Here is a 24,731-nt window from a genome sequence, read left to right on the forward strand (position 1 = left end):
CGTTCAGCACTGAAACACAAAAAAACAGTCGCGGGCTCGCCCGCGATTGCGTTGACCCTCCAACAAGTCGTCGTTTCGCACACGCATCAAGCCGTCCTCCTACCGCCTCGCTTTGCCATCTGTCTTTATGATCGTCTCCTACCTAACAACAGGAGATTTGCCAGACATGGACGTTTCGAGAGCATCACCCCTGCCGCGGCTGATAGATTTCACAGGCGGTTCGCAAGACGCCAGAAACGATTTCGAAATGGCGATGCACGACCTGAAAATAACGTCGGTTTTCGACATCATGCGCAGGGACAAAGTGCAGTTTGTCCGCGAGTGCGTCCTCTACACCGCGGATGATGCCGCGCGTATCTATGACCGCGCCCGCGATCATGCATGGCAAATCGACCGTCTGTATCGGGAGCAGGAGATTTCATCCCACAGTGCGAAGGGTCGTGGCCGACGCAGTCCCGCTGTCAGCACAACGGCCACCTACCAGAACCTGTTCAAGGAGAACTGGAAGCAATTCTGTAACGAAGACGATATCGCCGCCATCGACTCACCCGTTGCCTATCTGAACGCCCTTTATATGTTTGCCGGACAACTGGAGAGCACCTCCACGCATTCAGACATAATCACGCTGGATCAAAGGCGTCCGGATATCCGGGCCCTGATGATGGATCATCAGAGCGCTTTCGTGCCCCAGCCAATGCTTAACATCATCAATGATGTCCTGAGCAAACACATCGAAACGCACCCGAACAATCGCGCTGAAAAGACCAGTGTCTACCAGGCGTTAGCCAGCGAACATTACCCTTTCTCGCTGCCCTATGACGTCCATCACCAACAGTGCCTGGCCGCATTAGGCCCGGACAAGCCCGCGCTGGGGTCGCTTAACTACATGATCAGTCCGACTCTGCACTGTTGGCAGGGGAAAAATATGGCAGGAAAGTCGCGGTTGCATGCGCAAACAATGCTCAGTGACTTGAGTCCGGAACAACAGAGAATACTGACCAGCCCACTCGCTACCGATGACGACTATGCCTCGTTGAAAAAATCATACGGCGTCACTTTGCTCGATAGTCTCAAAGAAGTAAGAATTTTCAAAGCCAACGTCGGCCTTACCACTGACCAACTTGATCAACTGCTGGCCCGTGGTAAATACCATCCCGCTCCATCGCTTGATGAATCGAGTCCTGCTGTTATCTACGCCACTGCGTACATCAACGGGAATACTTCAACTCCCCACCTGACGATCATTAAAGGCGAAGACAGGAAACTGCTGTTAAGCGGCGCGTCCAAAAATCGCCTGGATCGTCTGCAAAGAATGATCCGTCTGCAACGTTGGACCGGCCTTCATTTCGCCGAACTGGACACCTTGATCGTCAGTGCCATGCGCTCGGAGAGCAACGTTTCGCGGGCGCTCAACAAGAACACCTTGCGCACCTTGGGCGTGTTTCGATATCTGGCGCGGCGTTACACCATCACTGCGCAAGAATTCGCTGCATTTTTACACGATATGCCGACCCAGGCCTGCGGTGAACAAATGCCCTTGTTCAAGCAGGTCTTCAACCGTAGCGGGCTATTCATCAGCCCGCTGCAGCTTGCTCCCTCCAGGTTGCTGGACAAAGCAGATGTCGAATCGCAGCAGACCCTCAGCCAACTCGGTGCAGGCCTTGCTTTGACGCAGGACGAACTGTCGACGTTGATGCGGCAGACCCAGACTTACATTCCGCAACTTAGCCAGGACTTGCCAGCGATCTCGTCACTCTATCGGCAAACCAGAATTGCGAAAATGTTCGGTTTGTCCACGATGGAATGCACAGCATTGGCCAAGCTTTTGGGGGCCGACGATTTCTGTGAGCTGCTGGTTCGCGGAACGCTGTCGGCGACGCCCGAAGCAAACCTCGACATTCTGGATGTATTGATGGCAATTGACTGGGCTGTCGAGTGGTTCAAACACACCCGGCGCGACGTTACATCCGTGCAAAAGGTGCTGGTTCCGCTTCCGGATGACTGGCCTTTCGATAAGACCTTGCAGGATCGCCTGCGCGCAATCCATAGCCAAGCCAACCCTGACCCCGAGCAAAAAGAACGGATGCTGGAGAATTTTTTCCTTGAGATGACAGAACTGCCTGCATCGTACCTCCCCTGCGCTTCGAAACTGGCGGCAACGACAACTGAGCAGATTTGGCAGAACCTAAAGGCTCCCTACTCCAATGCCATGCCGGACTGGCTGGCCAGGATGTTTTGCGCGGCCGTTGCCTGCCGTGACCTGCACCTTAGCGATGGCACACTCGCACTGTTGCTGGAGAACCCTGCCTGGCTGGCGCCCGACAACCAGGTCAAGCTGACCCTGCAAAACCTGTATTTGTTCGATAGCTTTCGGCGTTTGGCCCACGCCAAGGGGAATTCGGAAAAGCACTTGCTGCACTACCTTCAGCTCGCCAATCAAGTAGAAAACCGCCCCAAAATCTCCGAGTTCAACCAAATGCTGGCAGCGTTGCTCGATTGGGGCGTGGATGAAGTATCGGCGTTGATAGAAGCCTCGGGAGGTGTGGAAGTGACGACGATGGAGGGTGTGGACTGGATCATGCGTTGCCAGACTTGTTGCCAGAGCACGGGTTTATCGGCAGCAAATTTGATCAAGGCCAGCGCGTTGACCTGCGAAAGCCCTGCCACGGATTGGCATGCAGTGAGCGCAGCGTTGATTGCAGCCCGCCACTGAGATTCTCACTCGATATTCAAGGACCGAATATGATTGCTGCACTCAAGAAGCAACTGGAAGAAACCCGGCGCGATGCCATGCTCGCTTACTTCCTGCATCACGTAATACCTGTTAACGATGCCACCCGAAATATCCGCATCAAGAACACTCAGGATCTCTACGATTACTGGTTACTGGATGTGCTCGTCAGTCAGGACGTACCCACGACAGCGGTGGCTTGTGCAATCGCCAGCCTGCAGCAGTACATCAACAGGATTCTGATGAATCTGGAGCCTGGCTATGACAACGTGACATCGATGGCTGAGCGCACTCGAACATGGCACGAGGCGTTGAGCCAGTATTCAACATGGTCTGCTTTTCAGCGCCTGCTCTGCTTTCCTTCGTCGTATCTTGACCCGGAACTGAGAACCTTCAAGAGCGATAACTTTCGCCAACTGGAAAGCGACCTCAGCCAGAACCGGATTCAAACCGACGCAGTGCAGGTCTCGATACTTGCCTACCTCACGCGACTCGAAGTCATCACCAACCTGAACATCCTCAACGGTTACATCGACAGCGAGGATTTTGCCGAAAGTATTTATTACCTTCTTGGTAAGTCCCGCTCGGAAAACAGCTATTTCTGGTGCTCATTGAATATGGCTGCACGGCCAATTATCACGCCACCTGTGGGCACAGCCACCGTTCAAGCGAAACAGGACCAACCCGCTCCGCACGCATGGTCGCAATGGCAGAAAGCCGACATTCCAATTTCCGAGAAGGCAATTGAACACACGATCCGCCCGGTATGGTTCAACAACCGTCTATTTATCATCTGGGCAGAGCTGATCCTTCAGGATTGGAGAAGTGTCCAGGCATCGCAAACCGACACCGCCGCAGCAACAAACGGTCATTCACTACTACGTCTGAACTTTAGCTTCCGCAGGCATGATGGCCATTGGAGTGCCGTACAAACCCCCATACAAGATCATATTGAAGCGCGCAGCGCCGCGGGTGCGTCAGTGGAGTCGCTTAAAGAACGGGTCGGCACCATAGCAATCAATCACAAGAGTAAAAATCAGGACTTTCTGTTCATTTCCCTGCATGTCAACGCGCCAGCCGACGGTAACCAGACACCCATTTTCCGCAAAGAAGCGTATATGGACAAAAATCTGTCCATCGACCTGGAAGACCGCCGGATTGGAACCACGTCAGGGGCAAACCGGGAGCCTTTTCCAGCCGATCAAATTGAAAAGTTTATCAAGAAGACAGAGCCGTCAGTTTTTCAACATACGACGCATACGCCTCTGAGATTCAAGCTCATACACAGCGAGATCTATCATTCGCCCTCGATAACGCCACACATCAGAAGACTGCAAAGCCTGATCTCTCAGCCCCAGGAACAGTTAGAAGACGAAAGCCTGACGCTCACCTTCCACCCCAGCGAGATTGCCGAAGATCTATCGGGAGGGACGACACGAACACTGCGTTTCAAATTTGGCAGGGCGGACATGGCGCTAGTGTTTACCCATGAACTGCCAAGCACTCCATTTATGCCTTTGCTGAGTGGTTCGACCCTGACACATCCTGACCTCGTCCCGACACAGTCATATGCGCTGGAAGTCAGCCCGCCCGGATTCACCACCGGCACCCGAGCGGCCAATCTGAACTATGCACTTAAAGATCAAATCAATTCGCAGAACTTTACGCTTGGTAGCAGCGGGGAGCTTGATACAAAACTCATTTCCACCGATGCTTTGAATGAGTTGATCAACTTAGCCGAAAATCCCGCCCGCAATACTGCGCTGCAAGTAAAAATACTCAGCGCCGACCGTCAAGGCGTGATTGACGGCTCCAAGCCTGATTCGTTCTCCCTGACCGATAAACTGAAAGTGGAGTTCGTCGTCGCCGAATCCTCGACTGCCACGTCCACACACTTCACAAGACAAAAAAAAACCATCGAGCTGTCGCCGTTGCCGCAAAGCAGTTTTGACTGCACCTGGAAAGCGCCGGATTTAGCCTCGACAAAAACATTCATTCATTATGGATTTAAGGTAACTCCCGGCAACAGTTCCGCTTTGTTCATTGGCAGATCCATAGAAGTCGACGATATCACTGAGAAGAAAGCGCCACCGGTAATCAAAACCACGTCAAATCCCGACCTTGCGCAATTCATCGACTTCTCCGCCTCTTCAATCGCCAGCAGTGACGACAAACAGAATCAACGTCAGTCGATAAGATTGACGACGGCATTTGCCGCCGAATTGATAAGGCGTACCGAAAACAGCCTCGACGAACTTTTTTCCATTGAGACTCAACGCCTGCTGGAGCCTGCCCTGAAAGGCGAGCCAGCACAGAAACTCGACTTTCATGGGCCGTTTGGCCGCTATTTCACAGAGTTGTTTCTTTACCTGCCATGGCTGGTCGCCCATCGCCTGAACGTTGAAGAGCAGTACGACGCGGCGCAGCAATGGCTAAGTCATGTTTTTTCGCCTCAAGAAAGGACGACCGGTTACTGGGGCGCGATTCCACTCCTTGATACCGATGCTCCCATCGCCTATCTGGATCAAACTCCGCACGATCCGCACCAGATCGCTCTCATCCAGCCTGTACATTTTCGCAAGGCGCTGTATTTCCTGTATGTCGACATCCTGATCAATCGAGGCGACGCAGCGTTTCGCGAACAAACGCCCGGCAGTCTCGCCCAGGCCAAGCTTTGGTACATGCAAACCCTCGCGCTGCTCGGTCAGCGTCCAGCCATCGAGTTGATCGATCAATGGACGCCGATATCGCTGCGAAAACTCAGTGAGGCCAGCAATAAGAAGCTGCGCCGCCTTGAACCGCTTGTGGACATCGCATCCAGCACCGCCATTGCGCTGGCTGAAGACAGCAGCACCATGTTTTGCTGCGCTGTTGATAATCCGCGTTTGCGAATGCCCTTCCATCCGCATTTGCTAAAGCGTTGGGATATCCTCGAGAGTCGTTTGCATAACCTGCGGCATTACCTCGACATCGCAGGACGACCTCTGCACATACCGCCCCATGCTCCGGCCAGCAACCCACGCGACGTGCTCCTGGCGCGCGCCTATACCAACGCGTTCGCTGGCACGAACACCCGGCAAGAGGTAAACATCCCGCACTATCGCTTCAGTGCCATGTATGGCCAGGCGCTGAATGCAGTGGAAGCCGTCATTCAGTCCGGGAACCTGTTGCTCTCCCTGATTGAACGCAGGGAGCAGGCTCATCTGCAGGAAATGCAGCAAGAGCAGCTGTGGCGTCTGGCAACAATCACGGTTGAACTGCACACCCAGGCGTTACAAGCCGACAGCGCGAACCGGGAAGCATTGCAGGCGGGTAAAGCCATCGTGCAAAAACGTCTGGAACATTATCGTCAATTGCTCGACCAGGACGTCAGCGCCAACGAATCGGCCGCAGGTGAACTGCATCTGCAAAGTGGCACCTTCGAAAAACTGGCTTCGTCCTCTCAAGCGGTTGCGGGAGGCATCATGTTGCTGCCCAACATCATCGGTGCAAGCTTTGGTGGCAGTCGTCTTGAAGGCGTCGCCCACGCCGCCAGCGCTCTCATGCAGGGGTGTGCCTCGAACGCCCGAACACAAGCCGGGCAACTGGATCGATCCGCCCAGTTTCAGCGTCGCCGGGAAGACTGGCTGCTCGCTCACGAGCAAGCAGAACTCGAAATTTCTCAGATCGACAAACAACTGCAATATCTGAGTCAGGTTCAAACAGGCACCCGCCTGCAATTGCGTCAGGCTGAAACGACCCTCAGTCAGGCCCGTGCCGTACACGAGCTTCTCGGTAAACGCTTCAGCCAGGCGCAAATGTATCAATGGCTGAACAGCCAGTTCAGCGCAATGTACTTTCAAGTCTACGACGCCACGCTCGCCCTGTGCCGGGAGACAGAGGCTTGCTGGCGATACGAAACGGCTGATTTCGACACGTATTTTTTTCAGCGTAATGCCTGGAACGCCTCCTGCCGCGGCCTGGGCGCTGGAGAACAGTTGAAAGTGAACTTGCTGCAAATGCAGGCTGCCTACGTGCAGCGTCATCAACGCGATCTGGAGATTCGCAAGACCTTGTCGCTGCGCACGCTCAGGCAGCAGGACGTCAGCAGCATCACAAACAGGACGTGGGACGAGATCAGGACTGAGCTGCAATCGGGGAAATGTGAGTTCGAAATGACCCATGTCATGTTTGAAAACGACTACGAGGGTCAGCAGCATTATTTACGCCGAATCAAGACTATCAGTATCTCCTTGCCGGCAGTGCTCGGACCTCATGACAACGTCCGCGCCATCCTGACCCAGACTTCGAGCGAAGTGCATCTGGACAGAGCCAGTCCACCGAAAAGCCTCAAGGACCTGCGCGTCAGCCAGCGGATTGCGTTGTCCGGCGGTATCGACGACAGCGGCGTGTTCACGTTGAATTTCAACGATGATCGCTATCTTCCTTTTGAATACACCGGCGCGATTTCCAGATGGTCGCTGACCTTCCCCAATCCGCTAGCGCAAAAACAACTACTGGATTCGCTGAACGACATCATTGTGCATGTCTGCTACACGGCGCGGGCGGGTGCGGCATCATGATCACGCAAAAGTCCCTGGCGATTGCCGCCCCGACACTCCCCAAGGGTGGGGGAGCCATTCAAAGTATTGGCAAAGGTCTGGCAGACCTCGGCGCTCACGGTACCGCTCGCTATGAAATCGCCTTGCCGATTTCTCCCGGACGCGGTTTTTCGCCTGCCCTCTCGCTGAACTACGCTAGCAACGCCGGCAACAGCATATTCGGCATCGGCTGGGACATTTCCTTACCCAGCGTTGCGCGTCGTACTACCAATGGCGTACCGGCCTACGAGCAAGACGATGAAATCGTCGGGCCGGGAGGCGACCTCTGGATACCCGAACGTGATGAGAAGGGTCAATCCATCAGTCTTCCGGTCAACACCTACAAGTACTTGAAGCTGGAGACGACGTACAGCGTCGTACGCCATTTTCCACGCATTGAAACCACGTTCGAACGCATTGAACACTGGTGCTCAGAACAGGACAAAGCTGGATTCTGGCTGGTTCACGGCACTGATGGCAGCCTTCACTTGTATGGAAAAAGTGCCGCATCGCGAAGGTCCGACCCGCAACAATCAGACCGGGTGGCCGAATGGTTACTGGAAGAAAGCATGAATGCTCATGGCGAGCACATTCTCTACCAATACGACCTCCGGCATGGCCAACGCTATTTAAGGCGTATCCGCTATGGCAACTTCAAGGCCCAGGCAAATCTGTATGCATGGACGGCCACAGGCGTTGCCGATGTGCAGTGGCATTTCGAACTGCTGCTCGATTACGGCGCATTCAGTACGAGCTTGACGGAGAAACCGCACGTTGGAGAAGAGGAGTGGCCGCAACGCAGCGATCCATTTTCGAGCTATGCCTTCGGCTTCGAGTCAGCGACCAGGCACCTGTGCCGACAGATCTTGATGTTTCACCATTTCCCCGAGGAAACCGGCGGCGCTCCGGTACTCGTCCGGCGTCTGCTGCTCGAATATCGCCAGTCCGCCCTTGGCTACCATCAACTCAGCGCCGCCCATGACCAGGCGTTCAACGATGCAGGCCGGATCGACAGTCGCCCACCTGTCGAATTCGGCTACAGCGAATTCAAATGCCCTGACGCCTCGCAAGACTGGCAACCGTTCAAGCAGATGCAGGGCCTCAACGACGGGCAGCATTATCAACTGATGGATCTGTATGGCGAGGGCATGCCGGGCATTCTCCATTGCGCCGGGGAAGACCGGTACTTCCGCGAACCTCGTCGCGCCCAGGGCACGACGCATGGAGTGGCTTACGATCAGTGGTGTTCTTTGCCGCGATTACCAGCAAGCTTCTCGACCGACCGCAGGCAAATATCACTGTGCGACCTGACCGGTGATGGACGACTGGACTGGCTGATCGTACAACCCGGACTGAACGGCTTCCTTTCGTTGCAAGCTGGCCGCGACTGGTCCGGTTTCGTCCCGTTCGACGCATTTCCCACAGAGTTTTCAAGTCCTCAGGGGCAGTTGGCCGACTTGATGGGCGAAGGCCTCAATGATTTCGCGCTGATCGGACCGCGAAGCGTGCGCGTGTATGCCAACCAAAAAGCTCAGGGTTTTGCTCCGCCGCAAGACATCGCCCATTGCGAAGACGGTGAAGGGCTGCCCGTTATCAGTAATTCCCCGGCAGAGCTCGTCGCCTTCAGCGATGTACTCGGCAGCGGTCAACAACATCTGCTACGTATCCGACACAACGAGGTCAAGTGCTGGCCAAACCTTGGACGCGGGCGATTCGGCAAAGCAATCGTACTGGGCTCGCTGAATCTGCCGGCCGAAACATTCGACGCGTCGCGGCTACGCCTGGCGGACCTTGATGGCTCCGGCGCCGCCGACCTGATCTACCTGAAGGAGGACGAGATACAGGTATTCATGAACCGAGGCGGTAATAGCTACGCGTCGCCGGTCTCCCTACCCTGGCCCAACGGCACACGGTACGACGCGCTCTGCCAGGTCAGCGTGGCCGACTTGCAAGGCATCGGATGTTCGAGCCTGATTTTCACTGTCAATCAAGGTCAGCTCCGCCACTGGCGCTATGACTTTGTCGCGCAAAAACCTTACTTGTTAACGAGCACTAACAACAACATGGGCGTTGCCGAGCAAGTTGTATATCGCAGTTCGGCACAAGAGTGGCTGGACGAAAAAGAGCAACTGCTTGGCGAGCAGCAGATCCCCGTCTGCCACGTGCCCTTTGCCATGCACCTCGTCTCACAGCAGAGTCGTGTGGATGAGGTCAGCGGCAACCAGCTGACTCAGTCCCTTAGCTATCGACAAGGCTATTACGACGGCATCGAACGGCAGTTCCGAGGCTTCGGCCTGCTCTTGCAGACTAACCGTGAACGCGATGGAAAAGCCGACGCGTCCTCCCTTGCAACGCCTTGCCTGCTCAAGAAGTGGTTTCACATTGGGCAGTCACTTGACCCGTCACCTCGCGGGTACGACCGCTCGGACAAGAAGGCCCTGATGCCGGGCAAGACGCGACTCACGCGCCATGCCAGCGCTGACGGTGACAAACCCATCGAGACAGGGGCTGCCGGCAGCCAAGCTGAACTCGCCGGCGCCCTCAATGGCCGTCTGTTACGAACCGAGCTGTTCGGGCTCGACCCCACGTTCAATAAGCAAACCCTCTACAGCGTCGAGCAAAACCGCTACGCAGTTCGAGTGCTGAAAAATGCAACGCCGGTAGAACGGCACGCGAGGCTGCTGCCGCTATTGTGCGAATCCGTTTCATACCAATACGAAGGGTTTATGGACGACCCACAAGTCCAGCATGCCTTCAACCTGCGGCACGATGCTTTCGGCAACATCACGCACAGCGTAATTGTCCAATTCGCGAGGCGCCTGACAACCACAGATACTCCACCGTTCAGCGACGCTGACGAAGAACAGTGGTGGCGCGACGCTCATGATCCGGCTCAGCAGTTCTTTTATTTGAGCGAGACATGCGTCGAGTTCATTCATCTGCAAGGGACTCAAGAATGGCGTCTGGGATTGCCCTACCGACAGCGGACGAATGCACTGCGATTGCCCCGACATCCCCTAGAAGGCGGCTTACAGGCAACAGACATGACCACCGAGAAACTCCTGAAACGGGTCACCACGGATGCCTGGGAGGACAGTCGCGTGCTCACTTCAATGACAATACAACGCTATCAGGACAGCGAAACTGCAAACGTTCTGGGGGACGGCGTCGCGCACATCGAAGCCCTGGTCGACCATCTCGAATCGGCGGAGCTGGATGAAACGTCACTCAAGGCTTTTGATGTTCTGGCGAAAAATCATTGGCCTGCAAAACCCAAACTGGAGGCCAGCGGCTATCAACGCATGAGAGCATTTTTGCCTTCGTCTACGAAAGACTCAAACGTTTGGTCGATTAAAAGTGGCTTCCAGACTTACGCAGGCCTGCCGGGGTTTTATCGGGCAAAAACCCTGCAAACGCACAAAAGCATCGGGTTGACCGAGATTACCTACGACGCTTATCACTGCTTGCCGACTCGCTTCAAACTACCTGATGACTGCGCCACGGAAGTGACCTACAACTACCGGACTTTTCAGCCGAAAAGAATCACCGATCCGAACGGCAACATCGAAGAAGGGCTCTTCGATGGCTTTGGCCATCTGCTCGCCAGCAGTTTCTATCGCAAAAAAAATCAGACGCTCATCGGTTTCTGCCCCGTCGACGAATACCGGCGTCCAGCGTCAAGCGATGCGGCCAGCGTCATCAAAAATCCGCAAGCGGCTATTCAGGGAATGGCCAGCGCATTGTTTTACGAATCCTGCGGATGGATGGGCCGCTTATCCACGCACGCAAGGGCGGATGCCCCGTGGTTCAGGCGCTGCGTGGCAAATCAGGACATGCTGCCGGATGGGCATGTCCGCGCATCGGCGCGCTCGCGTCTGACAACTGCTCAAAGCCGAAATGCCGATGAGCAGAAGCTGTACGAGGAACTCCTCGCTTCGCCCCGCGTACCTGTGCGAGTCCTTGCCCTGTCTTCCGATCGGTTTGCCAATGACGAAACTCCCCGGCAGATCCGGATGAGCCTGACGGACTTCGATGGATTCGGCCGCGCGCTGCAGCACAAACAGTTAGTTGAACCCGTTCCCAGGACCGGCATCAAGGAGCCGGAGCCAACGCCAGAGAAAGGAACAACAGAAGAGCCCCCTGTCACCCTTAGATGGAGGGTCAGTGGGCGTGTCGAATACAACACTAACGGTTTAGCGGTACGAACCTATCGGCCGTTTTTTTCCGATCATCTGAACACCATCAACGATGGGGCTGCGAGCACCACAGATCATCACGACGAACAACGCTACGACGCGTTGGGTCGGCTGATTGAAGTACGTATGGCCAATTCGAACAATGAAATCTGGCTACACAGGACGATGCGGCACCCCTGGTACACCGTTGAAGAAGACCCCAACGATACGCTCGATGAAATGTCGCCAACGGCAGTGAGTTCGACAGGAGGTGTGGCATGAGCAAAGGAATTCATTCCAGGACGCCGACAGTCAACGCAATCGATGCCCGCGGCCTGAACGTTCGGCAAGTGGACTATTACCGCAGCAAAGCTGAAGACAGTGCGCAGGCACGTATCACTTCGGCGCATCACGACATCGCTGCACGCGTCTGGCGACAATGGGATGCACGACAAACAGACACGTCGATGCCCGCCAGCATGACAGTTATCAAGAGTCTTTCCGGACGCGTTCTGCGCCAGGACAGTGCCGATGCTGGCTGGCGTGTTAATTTTTTTGGTGACGCCGGCCAGATACTCGACGAGTGGGAGCCACTCGGAGGACATTGGCGGACATCGTTCGATCATCTGATGCGCCCTGTCGCCGTCACGCAGACATCGCCGCAACAGCCGCCCCGTGTTGTCCAGCGTCTGAGTTACGGCGACAACTCGAGCGCCAGCGCTGCGCTCAATCGATGCGCAGAATTGGTCCGACACGATGACGAGGCCGGCACTGTACTGATTGACGAATACACATTCGGCTCGCAACCCGTCAGCCAGACGCGCCATTTTCTTCAGGGCGAAACACCCGTGGACTGGCCGCTGCAGCAATCGCAGCGCAATCTGTTGAACGACGCTGGCCCCGGCTACCGGACCCAGTGGGTCTACGACGCCACAGGCGCGATCATCAAACAGACCGATGCCGGACAACATCAACATTGTTTCGCATTCGATGTCGCAGGGCAGCTCAAATCCGTCAGTCTGAAACTCGACGAAAGACTGGATGAGATCATCCTGGCAAATGCGTTCGTTTATAACGCCGCCGGACAATTGGAATCGCAGACTTCGGGCAATGGTGTCACCAGCCATGCCGCCTTCGACACGGCCAACGGTCGCCTGAAGTCGCTGAGAGCCACCGTATCCGGTGCTGCACTGCAGGATCTGCATTATCAGTACGATGCGGTTGGCAACGTGATGCAAATCGAAGACAAGGCTCAGGCTGTCAGGTTCGGCAATAACCAAAAGGTTGAGGCCATCAGTCGTTTTACCTACGACAGCCTCTACCAATTGGCCAGCGCCAGTGGTCGCGAAACCGCCAGTAACTCATCGCCGTTGAACCTGGCCACCCTGACCGCCCCCTTGAGCAACGCCAGCCAACTGTTCAATTACACGCAGCACTACGACTACGACGCCGGCCGCAACCTGGTCGAATTGCGGCATGTCCGCGAGGGTAATCAGCACACCCGAACCCTGACCATTGCCGACAACAGCAATCAACTGCTTTCATGGAAACAGGGCAGTAACGAGGCCGAGACCCCCGCCGAATTCGACTCAAACGGTAATTTGCTTAACCCGCATGACGGGAAAAGTCTGCAGTGGAACCCGCGAAACCAACTGAGCAGTGTTGTATTGGTGCAACGCGAGGACGGCCGAAACGATCACGAACGGTACTTCTACGACAGCAGTGGGCGGCGAGTGCGAAAAATCCACACCACCTACACATCATCGGGGGTCCATTGCCATGAAGTGCGCTATTTGCCGGGGATTGAAATCAGCCATCGTGCGGGCCAGAAACTCGAAACCATCGACCTGGACACCGGTCGCGTTAGCGTTCGATGTCTGCACTGGCTTGAGGGCCGGCCATCGGGGCTGGAAGCCACTCAATTGCGATACAGCCTTGTTGACCATCTCGGGTCGAACACACTGGAGCTGGACAGACAGGCATTGCTGATCAGTCAGGAAGAGTACTTTCCTTTCGGCGGTACCGCCTGGTCGGCACATCGCTCGAGGGTAGAAGCGAGTTATCGAACGCTGCGCTACTGCGGCAAGGAACGCGACGCGAGCGGCCTCTATTATTATGGTGCGCGCTATTACGCCCCTTGGCTGCAGCGCTGGGTCAGCCCCGACCCTGCGGGTGCCGTCGACGGTTTGAACCTGTACGCCATGGCCGGGAATAACCCCTTGCGTTACCTCGATCATAACGGTGACCAAAAACAGGAGTTCAATGTGCGACAGGAACTGACGACGTACACCGGCATTGTCTCTGAGGTGAACAAACGGGTCGGCATATTGAATCATCAGCTCTACAACAGCATGAGAAAAAGGGACATCGTCAAAAGGTTATTTCAAAGCTATGCCTATAACGCCATCAGACATCTTTCGGCCCTCGGTGCAGGCTTGGTGGCTTTGCCGACGGGGCTGGTCGGTTCCGCAGCAGCTAGCATAGCGACCAGCTTGTCAATCGATGCCGCTGCCGGAAAATTCGACGCGACACGTCATTTGCCCGTTGCACTATATCCTCAAGTTCAACGGCTCGATCCTGGCGCCATAGAGCATGAAGGAAGGACCGCCCTCTACAACGTGACGGCAAAACTGCAACATGCCAAAACCGAAACGCTGAACCCCCGATCCGCAACCGGACAAAAGAACCTGGCGGTGATGGCAACCGGTTTCCTGCTGACGAAAGTGCTGGAAGTCAAAGGCGCATGGATTCCCAACTTCGAATCATCGACACAGGCCACGAAAGCTCTTGAGGGCCTGTCGGGACAAAAGATCGAGCGAATGAACAATGCGCTGGCCCAACTCGATGATTTTCTGGAACAGGACAGCCATGCAATCAACGCCGCATTCGATGCGATAGGCGTGGATGAGTTTTACCCGCATGGGCTAAAGGGCCGGTTGGCGCAAACCACTGACCGCGTGGCCATAGCTGTGGGGGTTGAACATTCGGGCCTTGTCAGCCGGGCGTCCCTGGGGCGCGACATCAGCATTGCCCGTGCCACGATTCAGCGAGCGCGTGAGCTGCTGTTTCGGCTGAATGAGCACAACCGATCCCACGGTCGTTTTTTTATCTGAAGACGGCGAGCCAAGCCTTCGGAATAGCACGGCCACCGTTGCGCCTTGCTGTGCCGTGGAGACACGACGCAGCAGAATAAACAGCCTGCGGCATCTTTAAACGGGAATCGGGTGGTCTGCTATTCCGGATACCCGGTAATTTTATGAATGCTCTGGTAAAGCGGTTTCAACTGCCGGTACATCCGCAGGTACACCTCTTTGTATAGCTGCTGATAAATCTCCTGTGCTTCAGGCTGAGGAGTGAACACCGCGCCAACCCGGGTCATCGCCGCAATGGCTGTGGGGAAATCCTTGTGCAGTCCCAACCCCACCGCACAACAAATCGCTGCCCCCAGACCAGATGCTTCATAAACATGCGGACGCTCTGCCGGCAGGCCAAAAATGTTGGCGGTCAGTTGCATCGCGGCATCGCTTTGTGAGCCGCCGCCGGCGACGCGAAGTCGCTTGATCGAAACCTTCGAACGGCTCTCGATTTTTTCCATGCCCTGGCGCAACGCGTACGCCAGCCCCTCCAGAATCGCCCGATAAATATGCGCGCGGGTGTGCACGTCGCCGAAGCCGATCATTGCGCCTTTCGCTTCGACGCCCGGTTCGCGAATGCCTGGCGACCAGTACGGCTGCAGCATCAAACCCATCGAGCCCGGCGGAACGGCGTCGACCAGCGCGTCGAACAGTTGCTCCGGTTCGATGCCTTGCGCTTTGGCCTGTTGCATCTCGCGCAGGCCGAACTCGTTCTTGAACCAACTGACCATCCAGTAACCGCGATAGATCATCACTTCGCAGTTGTACTGATCCGGCACCGCCGAGGGGTATGGCGGAATCAGCGGGACGATTTCCAGATAGCGTGAGCGAGTGCTGGTGATGGTCGCGGTGGTGCCGTAGGACAGGCACACGGTACTCGCGTCGACCACGCCGGAACCGATCACTTCGCAGGCCTTGTCCGCGCCCGCCGCGATCAGCGGCAGCCCTTCGGGAATCCCCGTGTGACGGGCAGCCTCGGCGCTGATGTAGCCAAGGGTTTCGCCGGGTTTGCGCAGGCTCGGCAGTTGCTCGGGGCGCACCGCCAGCGCCTGCCATTTCCAGTCACTCGGTGCGGCCCATTTCAGCCGTTTGAAGTCGAATGGCAGATAGCCGACGCAACAGCCGACGGAATCGACAAAGCGCCCGCACAAGCGGTAAGTGAGAAAACCCGAGAGCAGCAAAAATTTGTCGGTCGCGGCCCACACTTCAGGCTGGTGGCGGGCAATCCAATTGGCCTCGGCCTGGGCGCGAAAATGATCCACCGTCGCCTGGGCGCCGACCAGTTTGAACAGCCAGCCCCACGGCCCCTTGATACGACCCCGGGCTTCAGTGTGACGTTGATCGAGCCACAGAATCGCCGGGCGCAGCGGTTTGCCCTCGGCATCGACGTTGATCACGGTGCCGCGCTGCGTGGTCAGGGACACGCCGGCAATCTGTGAACGGTCGATGCCGGTCTGCTGCCAGAGCTGCTCGCACGCCTCGCCAAGTTTCGCCCAGTAATAATCCGGATCCTGCTCGGCCCAACCGGGTTGCGTCGAGTAATACGCCTGCAGATCGACTTTGCCTTTGCCGAGCAGATTGCCCTGCAGATCAAATAGCAGCGCGCGCACGCTCTGAGTGCCGTTGTCGATGGCCAGCAGGTAATTCTTTGCCGTCATGAGGTGGCCTCCGGCAAACCGTGATCGCGCTGCCACAACAAACGATAGCGCTGGACTTCCTCCTGCCAACGCTCGTCGTCCCAGCCCAATCGCGGCTGACAGAGCGCGCGGATTGCTGGCAAATAATGCTCGCCACCGCGCGGCAGCAACAGGCCCAGACGCGTTCGACGCAGCAGCAAGTCATCCAGATGCACGACCATTTCCGCCTCGCAGGCAAACGCCAATTCCGCCCACAAAGTGTCCGTGGCGCCAACCGTTTCATGACCCAGTTCAGCCAGCAATTGCGCCAGCCTGGTTAAGTCTCGACCATGCCGCCCGGCGAGCCGTCGCCATTGACTCATGCTCAGCCCGGGAATCATCAGCGGCGGCACGGCGGCGAAGACGGGCGCGCCGTCATCGACAAAGGAATGGCCGAGCATTGCCGCGCAGGCCTTGAGCACTTCGATCGCCTGCGGGCGAAACGTGGTCAGTTTGCCGCCCGCCAGCGTCACGCAACCGGGCTCCTGCCAGAGCACATGTTCGCGGGTTTCGTTTGACGGTTTGTTCTGATGCGCACCCGCAGCACGGCCAACCACCGGGCGCACACCGGACCAGGTCGACAGCACATCATCAACGCCCACTTCGGCACCGGGAAATTGCTGCTGGCAAGCAGTGAGCAAATAGTCGAGTTCTGCGCTGGAAATGTGCGCGCTTTCGTCCAGATCATTGCGATGATCGAGGTCCGTGGTGCCGACAACCGTCGCGCCTTCCCACGGAAAAACAAACACCGGGCGCCGGTCGCTCTCATGCAAAAATGTAAAGGCCTGGGCCACCGGCAGACGCCAGCCCGGCAGCAATAAATGACTGCCGCGCAACGGTCGTAATTGCCGTGGCGCCTCAGTCGGACGCAGGCGCTCAGCCCAGGCCCCCGTGGCAACAGCGAGCACGCCAGCGTGAAGCTGCATCGTCGCGCCAGCCTCGCAATCCTCTACCTGAACCCCGCACACTCGCCCGCCTTCACGCAGCAAATGTTTGACCCGAACACCATTGAGCACCACCGCGCCGTCGGCCCGCGCCTCGCGTAACACGCGCATCACCAGGCGAGCATCATCGGTCAGCGCATCGACAAAACAGCTGCCACCCAGCAGGCCGTTTTCCTTCACCCCCGGCGCGAGAAAACGTAGCTGCTGCGCGTCATGAAATTGATGACTGCGGCGCCCGGCCAGGGCGTCGTAGACCGACAGCAACCCACCCATCACGCGCGGCCCGGGAAAGCCGCCGCGATAGTGCGGCATCATGAAACTCATCGGCTCGACCAGCCCCGGCGCTTCATCGAGCAAGCGCTGGCGCTCGCGCACCGAATCGCGGGTCAGGCGCCACTGGCCCTTGGCGATGTAACGCAAACCGCCGTGGACCATTTTCGATGATCGGCTGGAGGTGCCCCAGGCAAAATCGCGCTGCTCCAGCAGCAGACAGCGCCAGCCCCGGCGCGCCGCCTCACGGACAATGCCGGCGCCGCTGATGCCGCCGCCGATCACGATCAGGTCCCAGGCTTCATCCGCCAGCGTCGGTAGAATCTGCTCGCGCCATTGTGCGTTCCAGTCCGAGTTCATGGCTTTGACTCTGGCAATAACGTACCGGGGTTAAGGCGCCCGGCCGGATCGAAATGTTGGCTCAGCGCCTGCAATGTCTGCATCGCCAGCGGACCTTTTTCGCGCAGCAGATACGGCGCGTGATCCTTGCCGACGCCGTGCTGATGACTGATGGTGCCGTGGTTGTCGACGATGGTCTGGCTGGCGGCGTGCTTGAGCGCCTGCCAGCGCGCCAGCGTCGCGGGATAATCCGCTGCCGGGCGAAACACGTAGGTGGTGTAAATGCTCGAACCTTCGCCGTACACGTGGGACAAATGAGTGAACACATGCACGCGTTCGCCCTCGGCAGCCAGGGCCTCGCGCAGGCTGTTTTCGATGAGTGTGAGCAAGTGGTCGACGTTGCTCCAGTCGGTGGCCGTTTCGAGGGTGTCGACCACGTAACCGGCGTTCCACAGGTTTTCGCGCAGATAGGGAAAACGGAAACGGTTCTGCGCCCACTTTTTGCCGAGCAGAGTACCGGTGAAGACGCCGCCGAATTTTTTCAGATGCTGGCGCGCCTGTTTCAGCGACAGCGCATTTTGCTGGCGATTGCCGGTCACGCCGAAGGTCAGCAGGCATTTGCCGTCGCCGGCGCCACGCAGCCTGAGGTACTTTTCCAGCCAGGCGATCTGTTGCGGATGACCGGCCAGCGCCAGTTGCGTTTCGGTTTCCACCGCGTTCGACAGACGCAGCATCGACAGCGGCACGCGCGCCTGCGCCAGTTGCCGGATCGCTTGCAGCGCCTGCGGCCAGTCGGGCAGGAACACACCGTAGAAACGTTCGTCCGTCGGCAACGCGCTGACCCGCACTTTTACTTCGGAAATGATCCCGAAACGGCCTTCGCAACCCAGCACCACTTCACGCAGATCAGGGCCGGCCGCCGACGCCGGAAAGGTCGGAATCTGCAGCGGCCCGGCAAATGTTTCCAGAGTGCCGCCGGCGAACAACTGCTCGATTCGCCCGTAGCGCAACGATTGCTGACCACTGGAACGACTCGCCACCCAACCGCCCAGCGTCGACAGCTCCCAGGATTGCGGAAAATGCCCCAGCGTGTAACCGCGCGCCCGCAGCTGACTTTCCACTTGCGGCCCGGTCGCACCGGGGCCGAACGTCGCCAGTAGGCTATGCTCGTCGAGGTCGCTCAGGCGACTCATTCGCGCCAGGGAAATCGTCAGCACCGGCCGCGCAGAACTCGGCGGATTGATATGCCCGGCCACCGACGTGCCGCCGCCGTAAGGGATCAGGCAAAGATCCTGGTCATGGGCGAGCGCCAGCAATTGGCGGATCTGCCCGGCGGTTTCGGGAAACGCCACCGCATCCGGATACGTGCCCAACGCACCTTCGCGCAACGCCAGCCAGTCCGGCAAACTCTGGCCACGGGCGTGCAGCAAGCGATCATGAGCATCGACGCTGTACAAGCGGTGCGGCGCAAGGCGCGAGGCCGGCACTTGCGCCAACGCAGCGTCCAGCGTGGCATCAGGCAGTACCCGGCCAGCGCCCAACCGCTCATGGAGAAATGTCGTGCCCTGGGCCGGCAGTTCGACCACAGTGGTTGCCTCGCCCCAGCCGTTCCAGCGTCGCATGCGTGTGTCCTTTTTTGTGGCGTCGGATCAAGCTTGCATACTAGTCAGCGCTGGGAAACTGTCACGGTCGCATCCGGCCACTTGCTGTAGCCAATGGCGCCAAACGTCAGGGCATTTACTTTCGCCGTGCAATCCACTTAGCTTGCGAGCACTCACTCGCCCACGCGCCGTCGATCAAAGGACCGCGAACATGCCATCGCTCGGCTTCACCTCCGTTCCGCCGCTGCTCAAATACCTGCGTCACGCCGAGCAGTTGGGCATGGCCATCGAGCCTGCGTTGGCGGCGGCGGGCTTGCAGGCGCAGCAGTTGAACGACAACACCTTGCGTCTGCCCGGTGAGGCTCACGAGCGCTTGCTGGATTATTTTTGCGAGCACTCGGGCGATCCGTTATTCGGGCTCAATGCGGCGAATTTTGTCCTGCCCAATTCCTGGAGTGTGCTCGGTTACATCACCATGAATTGCGCAACGCTGGGCGATGCGATGAGCCGGATCATGCCGTTCGAAAAACTGGTCGGCGACATGGGCGTCAGCCGCGCCGAAGTGCAGGATGATCACGTTCATCTGATCTGGAATTGTCGCTACGAGCGGCCACGGATTCGCCGGCACCTGGTGGAAAACGTGCTGGGTTCGTGGCTGCATTACGCGCGCTGGATCGCCGACACGCAGCTGTCGCCGGCGTGCGTGTGGCTGGAGCATGCGCGGCCGGGTGAGGTGATGCTCGCGCAGTACGAGGCGTTTTTCGGTTGCCCGGTGGTGTTCGATCAAGCGTATTCGGCGCTGGTTGTGCCGATGGCGTATTTGCAGCTGCCGCTACGCCAGGCCGATGCGCAATTGCTGCGCACGCTGGAAGAGCATGCGATGGGTTTGCTGGCAACGCTTGAGGATGCGTCGCTGGGGCAACAGGTGAAAAGCATTCTGCGCGGATTGCTCAAGGAGGGGCTGCCGCGCAAGGAGCAAGTGGCCGCACAGCTCAACCTGTCCGTGCGCACGTTACAGCGGCAATTGCAGCAGGCCGGGACGTCGTATCAGCAGATTCTCGATGACTTGCGCCAGGAGCTGGCGGAGCACTATTTGCTCAACAGCACGTTGCCGATTCAGGACATTGCGCAGTATCTGGGCTTCACCGAACCGCGCTCGTTTCATCGCACGTTCAAGAGCTGGCGCGGGATGCCGCCGGGGGAGTTTCGGCAGCGGCATCGGCGGTGATGGTTATGGCCTCATCGCGAGCAGGCTCGCTCCCACAGTAGTTCTCGGTTGCCTGCATTCTCAAGTTCACCACAGCCCCCCCTGTGGGAGCGAGCCTGCTCGCGAAAGCGTCATTCGCCGCACAGATTAAACAAGCTTTGCCGCAGCTGTTTAAATCTAACCGGCATTCCGCGAAACCACCCACAAATCCTTGCGCCGCTGCCTACGCCTACGCCAGAATCCGCCGGCTTGTGCGCCCCAAACCTCAGCGCTACTGTGATTGCGTCACTGCCCATCAGTGATCGGGTTTAGTAGCCCGGAGTATTTGGGGTGTACAGCTCATCAGAGAGTCAGGTCTTGCCTGAACTTCATGGTGGCTGTGCGCAGGGCGCCCTCGGGCGCGCCGGTTTCCCAGATCCCCGGTCTACTAACCTGCGCACAGCTGCCTCCACTTCCTTTAGTAGGGAAGCGATGGCTAGCTACATTGAGGATCTGGTTATGTTCAAAGTTACGCCAAACCCGCCGACAACCGACCCGGCATCCCCTTACGAATCCCCCGAATCAAAGAAATTCCACGAAGCCGCCGACCGCGCCCTCGACCATTACCTCGGCCCGCCGGCCGCTGAATTCATGGCCCCGCCCTACACTCCCAACACGCTGTACATGGCCAACCCTAATGCCGACAACGAGTCGCTGCTGGCCGATGCCTGCGAAACGCTGGGGTCGGCGACGGTGATGCTCAACGATCAGGCCGGGTTGGTGAACGGCTCGCAGCGCAAGACCTTGCAGGGCATCGCGCAGATTGTGATGGTGGCGGAGATGGCGGTGAATCGGGTGCTGGACCGGTTGGTGCCGACTGATTGAGGATTTGTGGGGGATTTGTGGTGGGCTGGTTTTTGTGGGGTGTCAGGGTTTGCCCTCACCCCAGCCCTCTCCCAGAGGGAGAGGGCGCCGACCGGGTTGTCTTGCGCAGTCCGTCAACCTGAAAGACCGAGTCGATTATGGATCCGGTAAAAAAGGTTCAGATCGACCGAGGGCTCAAATGCGTCCAGCCCGATTATGGATTCAGCGAAACGAGTTCAGGTCGGCGCAACTCCCGAGCATCCCCCAATCGGTCCCCTCTCCCTCCGGGAGAGGGCTAGGGTGAGGGGCTTTTGATCTCAGGCATCCAGATCAAAGGCTGATCGCATTGGTAAACACCAACCGATTTCCAAACGGATCAGCAATCGTCATGTCCTGGCTGCCCCACGGCATCGCCTGAATCTGCGGGTGCGAAAACGTGTAGTTCTTGGCGATCAACTGCTGCTGAAACACTTCCAGCTCATCGGTTTCGATGCGCAACGCCGAGCCCGGGCATGCATCGCCGTGATGCTCGGACAGATGCAACACGCATTCGCCACGCGACACCTGCAGATACAACGGAAAATTCGCCTCGAAGCGATGCTGCCAGTCGATCTTGAAACCCAGGAAGTCGACGTAAAACTCGACAGCCTTGGCCTCATCGAAGATCCGCAGGATCGGGGTGGTCTTGCCGAAGCTCATGGGGTGCTCCCTGACTGATTTACCCCAAGTGTAGACGGGGAGGATGTCAGCAAATCGGCTTGTGGATGGCTTTCTTTAATTGCACAGTGCCACTATGAGACATCGATCAAAAGATCGCAGCCCTCGGCAGCTCCTGCATTGGAATGCGGTCTCCTGTAGAAGCTGCCGCAGGCTGCGATCTTTTCGCGCCATCACCGTCAATGAAATCCTTCGCGCAAATCACCTTCGCGCGCAAGAAACCGCCCAGCCCTGCGCCCATTCGCCTGCCCAGTGCGATAACTCAGCACGCCGTTGACCCAGACCCCATCAATCCCCTGCGCGGCCCGTTGCGGATCATTGAAATCGGCCACATCACGCACGGTTTCGGGATCGAACAACACCAGATCCGCCCAATACCCTTCTTGAATCTCGCCCCTTTCCTTCAAGCCAAAACGCGCCGCCGACAAACCGGTCATCTTGTGCACGGCGGTGTGCAGCGGAAACAGCCCGACGTCGCGACTGAAATGGCCGAGCACCCGTGGGAAAGCGCCCCACAGGCGCGGATGCGGGAACGGGTCTTCCGGCAGTCCGTCAGAGCCAACCATCGACAACGGATGGGCGAGGATTCTTCTGACATCGGCCTCGTCCATGCCGTAATACACCGCGCCCGCCGGTTGCAGACGTTTCGCCGCGTCCTCCAGCGAGAGTTTCCATTCGCCCGCGATGTCGATCAGGTCGCGGCCGCTGACTTCCGGATGGGGCGTCGACCAGGTGATGGTGATGCGATGGGCATTGGTGACTTGCTTCAAGTCCAGCGTCGAAGAACTCGCCGCGTAGGGATAGCAATCGCAGCCGACCGGGTGGGTTTTCGCCGCCTCTTCCAACGCGGACAGCAACTGCGGACTGCGCCCCCAATTGCCGACGCCGGCACATTTGAGGTGCGAGATGATCACGGGCGCTTGCGCGTGTCTGCCGATCTGAAACGCTTCATCCATCGCCTCCAGCACCGGGGCGAATTCGCTGCGCAGGTGAGTGGTGTACACCGCGCCGAACGCCGTCAGTTCTTCGGTCAGTTGCATGACCTCATCGGTGGACGCATTCAACGCGCTGGCGTAGGCCAGGCCTGTGGATAAACCCAACGCGCCGACCTTGAGGCTGTCGCGCAACTGCTCGCGCATGGCGGCGATTTCATCGGGCGTCGCGGTGCGGAACAAGTCGTCCAGATGGTTGCTGCGCAGCGCCGTATGACCGACCAGCGCGGCAACGTTCAACGCGGTACTGGCCGCTTCGACGGCTGCGCGGTAGTCGCTGAAACGCGGATAAACGAACGCCGCTGCGGTGCCGAGCAGGTTCATCGGATCCGGTGGGTTGCCTTTCAGGCTGACCGGCGAAGCGCTGATGCCGCAGTTGCCGACAATCACCGTGGTCACGCCCTGGCTGAGCTTGGGCAGCATGTCGGGCTGGCGGATCACCACGGTGTCGTCGTGGGTGTGCACGTCGATGAAACCCGGCGCCAGCACACGGCCGGCGGCGTCGATTTCTTCGGTGGCGCCGGCGTCCGGCAGGTCGCCGATGCGCTCGATGCGCCCGTTGCGAATGGCTACGTCGGCGCGGTAGCCCGGCGTGTTGCTGCCGTCGATGATCACGGCGTTGCGAATCAGGGTGTCGTACTGCATGTCAGTCTCCCAGCGGCAGGTGATCGTCGCCGCCGCGGTATTCGTCGAGGGCGAGTTTGATCCGCCGCAGACGTTCTTGATTGTCTTCGGGGCTGGCCAGCGCCAGCTCGGTGGCGAGCACATCGATGGCCAGCAGCATGCCGTAGCGCGCCGCCGTCGGTTTGTAGATAAACGAGGTTTCCGCGCCCTGCAGCGGCAGGACGACATCGGCCAGTTCCGCCAGCGGTGAATCGCCGCGAGTGATGGCCAGAATGCGCGCGCCGTAGTTGCGCGCCAGCTCTACCGTTTCCAGCAGCTCCGGCGTAATGCCGGTCAGCGAGCAGACGATGAGCACGTGTTCGGCGTTCAGGCTGGCGGCGGTGACGCGCATCATCACCGCGTCGTGACACACCGCAATCGGATAGCCGAGGCGCACCAGGCGCACCTGTAATTCATCGCTGCACAAGGTCGAGCAACCGCCCATGCCGAAGGCGTGAACCATCCGCGCCTGACCGAGCAGTTTCACCGCATCGGCGAAACGCGACTCGTCGAATCCGGCCAGATGCTGGCGCAACGTGGTTTCGATGTCGCCAACGATTTGCCCATAAAACGCGGACTGTTCAGGCGTGCCCGCCGGGTCGAGAAAACGGCTGCCGACACCGCTGGCCTGGGCCAGTTGCAGGCGCAGATCGCGCAGGTCACGGCAACCGACCGTGCGGGCAAACCGCGACAACGTGGCGGTGCTGACCTCGGCCCGTTGCGCCAGGTCTTCGAGGCTGGCGCTCGCGGCAAACCCGACATCGTCGAGCATCAGCCGGGCGATGCGGCCCTCGCCGGCGCTGAACGAATCCTGGCGGGCGCGGATCTGGTAGAGGATGTCCATGGGCGGCGGGCTCCG

12 protein-coding genes are annotated in these 24,731 nt (G+C 58.2%); 6 read left to right on the forward strand and 6 right to left on the reverse strand.

Features of this window, described 5'->3' with window-relative positions; genetic code table 11:
* Positions 1 to 166: 166 nt before the first annotated feature.
* Genes HU727_RS21190 through HU727_RS21205 form a run of 4 tightly spaced genes read left to right on the forward strand, consistent with a single transcriptional unit; the run spans position 167 to position 14,599 of the window.
* Positions 167 to 2,713, forward strand: coding sequence for a Tc toxin subunit A (locus tag HU727_RS21190; protein WP_186533590.1), 2,547 nt, complete (start codon positions 167 to 169; stop codon positions 2,711 to 2,713).
* Positions 2,714 to 2,742: 29 nt separating this feature from the next.
* On the forward strand, positions 2,743 to 7,293 hold the full coding sequence (locus HU727_RS21195) for a Tc toxin subunit A-related protein (RefSeq protein WP_186533589.1): 4,551 nt from the start codon (positions 2,743 to 2,745) through the stop codon (positions 7,291 to 7,293).
* Positions 7,290 to 11,768 (forward strand): SpvB/TcaC N-terminal domain-containing protein, encoded by a 4,479-nt coding sequence (locus HU727_RS21200; protein ID WP_186533588.1) that lies wholly within the window; start codon positions 7,290 to 7,292, stop codon positions 11,766 to 11,768. Before HU727_RS21195 ends, HU727_RS21200 begins: the two co-directional genes overlap by 4 nt.
* A complete protein-coding gene (locus tag HU727_RS21205; protein ID WP_186533587.1) occupies positions 11,765 to 14,599 on the forward strand; it encodes an RHS repeat domain-containing protein in 2,835 nt (944 codons plus the stop codon). Before HU727_RS21200 ends, HU727_RS21205 begins: the two co-directional genes overlap by 4 nt.
* Positions 14,600 to 14,718: 119 nt before the next feature.
* Here HU727_RS21205 and HU727_RS21210 read toward each other — a convergent pair whose 3' ends face one another.
* From HU727_RS21210 to HU727_RS21220, 3 genes are read right to left on the reverse strand one after another with little or no spacing between them, the layout of a single operon-like run.
* Positions 14,719 to 16,278, reverse strand: coding sequence for an FGGY-family carbohydrate kinase (locus HU727_RS21210; RefSeq protein ID WP_186533586.1), 1,560 nt, complete (start codon positions 16,276 to 16,278; stop codon positions 14,719 to 14,721).
* The gene (locus HU727_RS21215; protein ID WP_186533585.1) at positions 16,275 to 17,870 is read right to left on the reverse strand and encodes a glycerol-3-phosphate dehydrogenase/oxidase; all 1,596 of its coding nucleotides are present in this window, start codon (positions 17,868 to 17,870) and stop codon (positions 16,275 to 16,277) included. The genes HU727_RS21210 and HU727_RS21215 overlap by 4 nt, the downstream gene beginning before the upstream one ends.
* The gene (locus HU727_RS21220; protein ID WP_186533584.1) at positions 17,867 to 19,471 is read right to left on the reverse strand and encodes an FAD-binding oxidoreductase; all 1,605 of its coding nucleotides are present in this window, start codon (positions 19,469 to 19,471) and stop codon (positions 17,867 to 17,869) included. Before HU727_RS21220 ends, HU727_RS21215 begins: the two co-directional genes overlap by 4 nt.
* A gap of 190 nt (positions 19,472 to 19,661) precedes the next feature.
* On the opposite strand from HU727_RS21220, the gene gliR reads away from it, so the two are divergent.
* A complete protein-coding gene (gene gliR / locus HU727_RS21225) occupies positions 19,662 to 20,678 on the forward strand; it encodes an AraC family transcriptional regulator GliR (protein ID WP_186533583.1) in 1,017 nt (338 codons plus the stop codon).
* Between the two features lie 477 nt (positions 20,679 to 21,155).
* Complete coding sequence (locus HU727_RS21230) at positions 21,156 to 21,521, forward strand: DUF6124 family protein (RefSeq protein WP_186533582.1); 366 nt, start codon at positions 21,156 to 21,158, stop codon at positions 21,519 to 21,521.
* Positions 21,522 to 21,830: 309 nt separating this feature from the next.
* On the opposite strand, the gene HU727_RS21235 is transcribed toward HU727_RS21230, so the two are convergent.
* From HU727_RS21235 to HU727_RS21245, 3 genes are all read right to left on the reverse strand, one after another.
* A complete protein-coding gene (locus HU727_RS21235; protein WP_186533581.1) occupies positions 21,831 to 22,199 on the reverse strand; it encodes a glyoxalase superfamily protein in 369 nt (122 codons plus the stop codon).
* A 197-nt stretch (positions 22,200 to 22,396) separates the two neighbouring features.
* Entirely contained in the window at positions 22,397 to 23,854 is a 1,458-nt protein-coding gene (locus tag HU727_RS21240; protein WP_186533580.1) for an N-acyl-D-amino-acid deacylase family protein, read from the reverse strand.
* A gap of 1 nt (position 23,855) precedes the next feature.
* A complete protein-coding gene (locus HU727_RS21245) occupies positions 23,856 to 24,716 on the reverse strand; it encodes a MurR/RpiR family transcriptional regulator (RefSeq protein WP_186533579.1) in 861 nt (286 codons plus the stop codon).
* Positions 24,717 to 24,731 lie beyond the last annotated feature (15 nt).

The sequence above is a fragment of the Pseudomonas khorasanensis genome, from assembly GCF_014268505.2.
GTDB lineage: Bacteria > Pseudomonadota > Gammaproteobacteria > Pseudomonadales > Pseudomonadaceae > Aquipseudomonas > Aquipseudomonas khorasanensis.

Bases quoted from the DNA above. Each gene is read 5' to 3' on its own strand.
- HU727_RS21190 (WP_186533590.1), top strand. From the start codon at position 167: ATGGACGTTTCGAGAGCATCACCCCTGCCGCGGCTGATAGATTTCACA.
- HU727_RS21195 (WP_186533589.1), top strand. From the start codon at position 2,743: ATGATTGCTGCACTCAAGAAGCAACTGGAAGAAACCCGGCGCGATGCC.
- HU727_RS21200 (WP_186533588.1), top strand. From the start codon at position 7,290: ATGATCACGCAAAAGTCCCTGGCGATTGCCGCCCCGACACTCCCCAAG.
- HU727_RS21205 (WP_186533587.1), top strand. From the start codon at position 11,765: ATGAGCAAAGGAATTCATTCCAGGACGCCGACAGTCAACGCAATCGAT.
- HU727_RS21210 (WP_186533586.1), bottom strand. From the start codon at position 16,278: ATGACGGCAAAGAATTACCTGCTGGCCATCGACAACGGCACTCAGAGC.
- HU727_RS21215 (WP_186533585.1), bottom strand. From the start codon at position 17,870: ATGAACTCGGACTGGAACGCACAATGGCGCGAGCAGATTCTACCGACG.
- HU727_RS21220 (WP_186533584.1), bottom strand. From the start codon at position 19,471: ATGCGACGCTGGAACGGCTGGGGCGAGGCAACCACTGTGGTCGAACTG.
- gliR (WP_186533583.1), top strand. From the start codon at position 19,662: ATGCCATCGCTCGGCTTCACCTCCGTTCCGCCGCTGCTCAAATACCTG.
- HU727_RS21230 (WP_186533582.1), top strand. From the start codon at position 21,156: ATGTTCAAAGTTACGCCAAACCCGCCGACAACCGACCCGGCATCCCCT.
- HU727_RS21235 (WP_186533581.1), bottom strand. From the start codon at position 22,199: ATGAGCTTCGGCAAGACCACCCCGATCCTGCGGATCTTCGATGAGGCC.
- HU727_RS21240 (WP_186533580.1), bottom strand. From the start codon at position 23,854: ATGCAGTACGACACCCTGATTCGCAACGCCGTGATCATCGACGGCAGC.
- HU727_RS21245 (WP_186533579.1), bottom strand. From the start codon at position 24,716: ATGGACATCCTCTACCAGATCCGCGCCCGCCAGGATTCGTTCAGCGCC.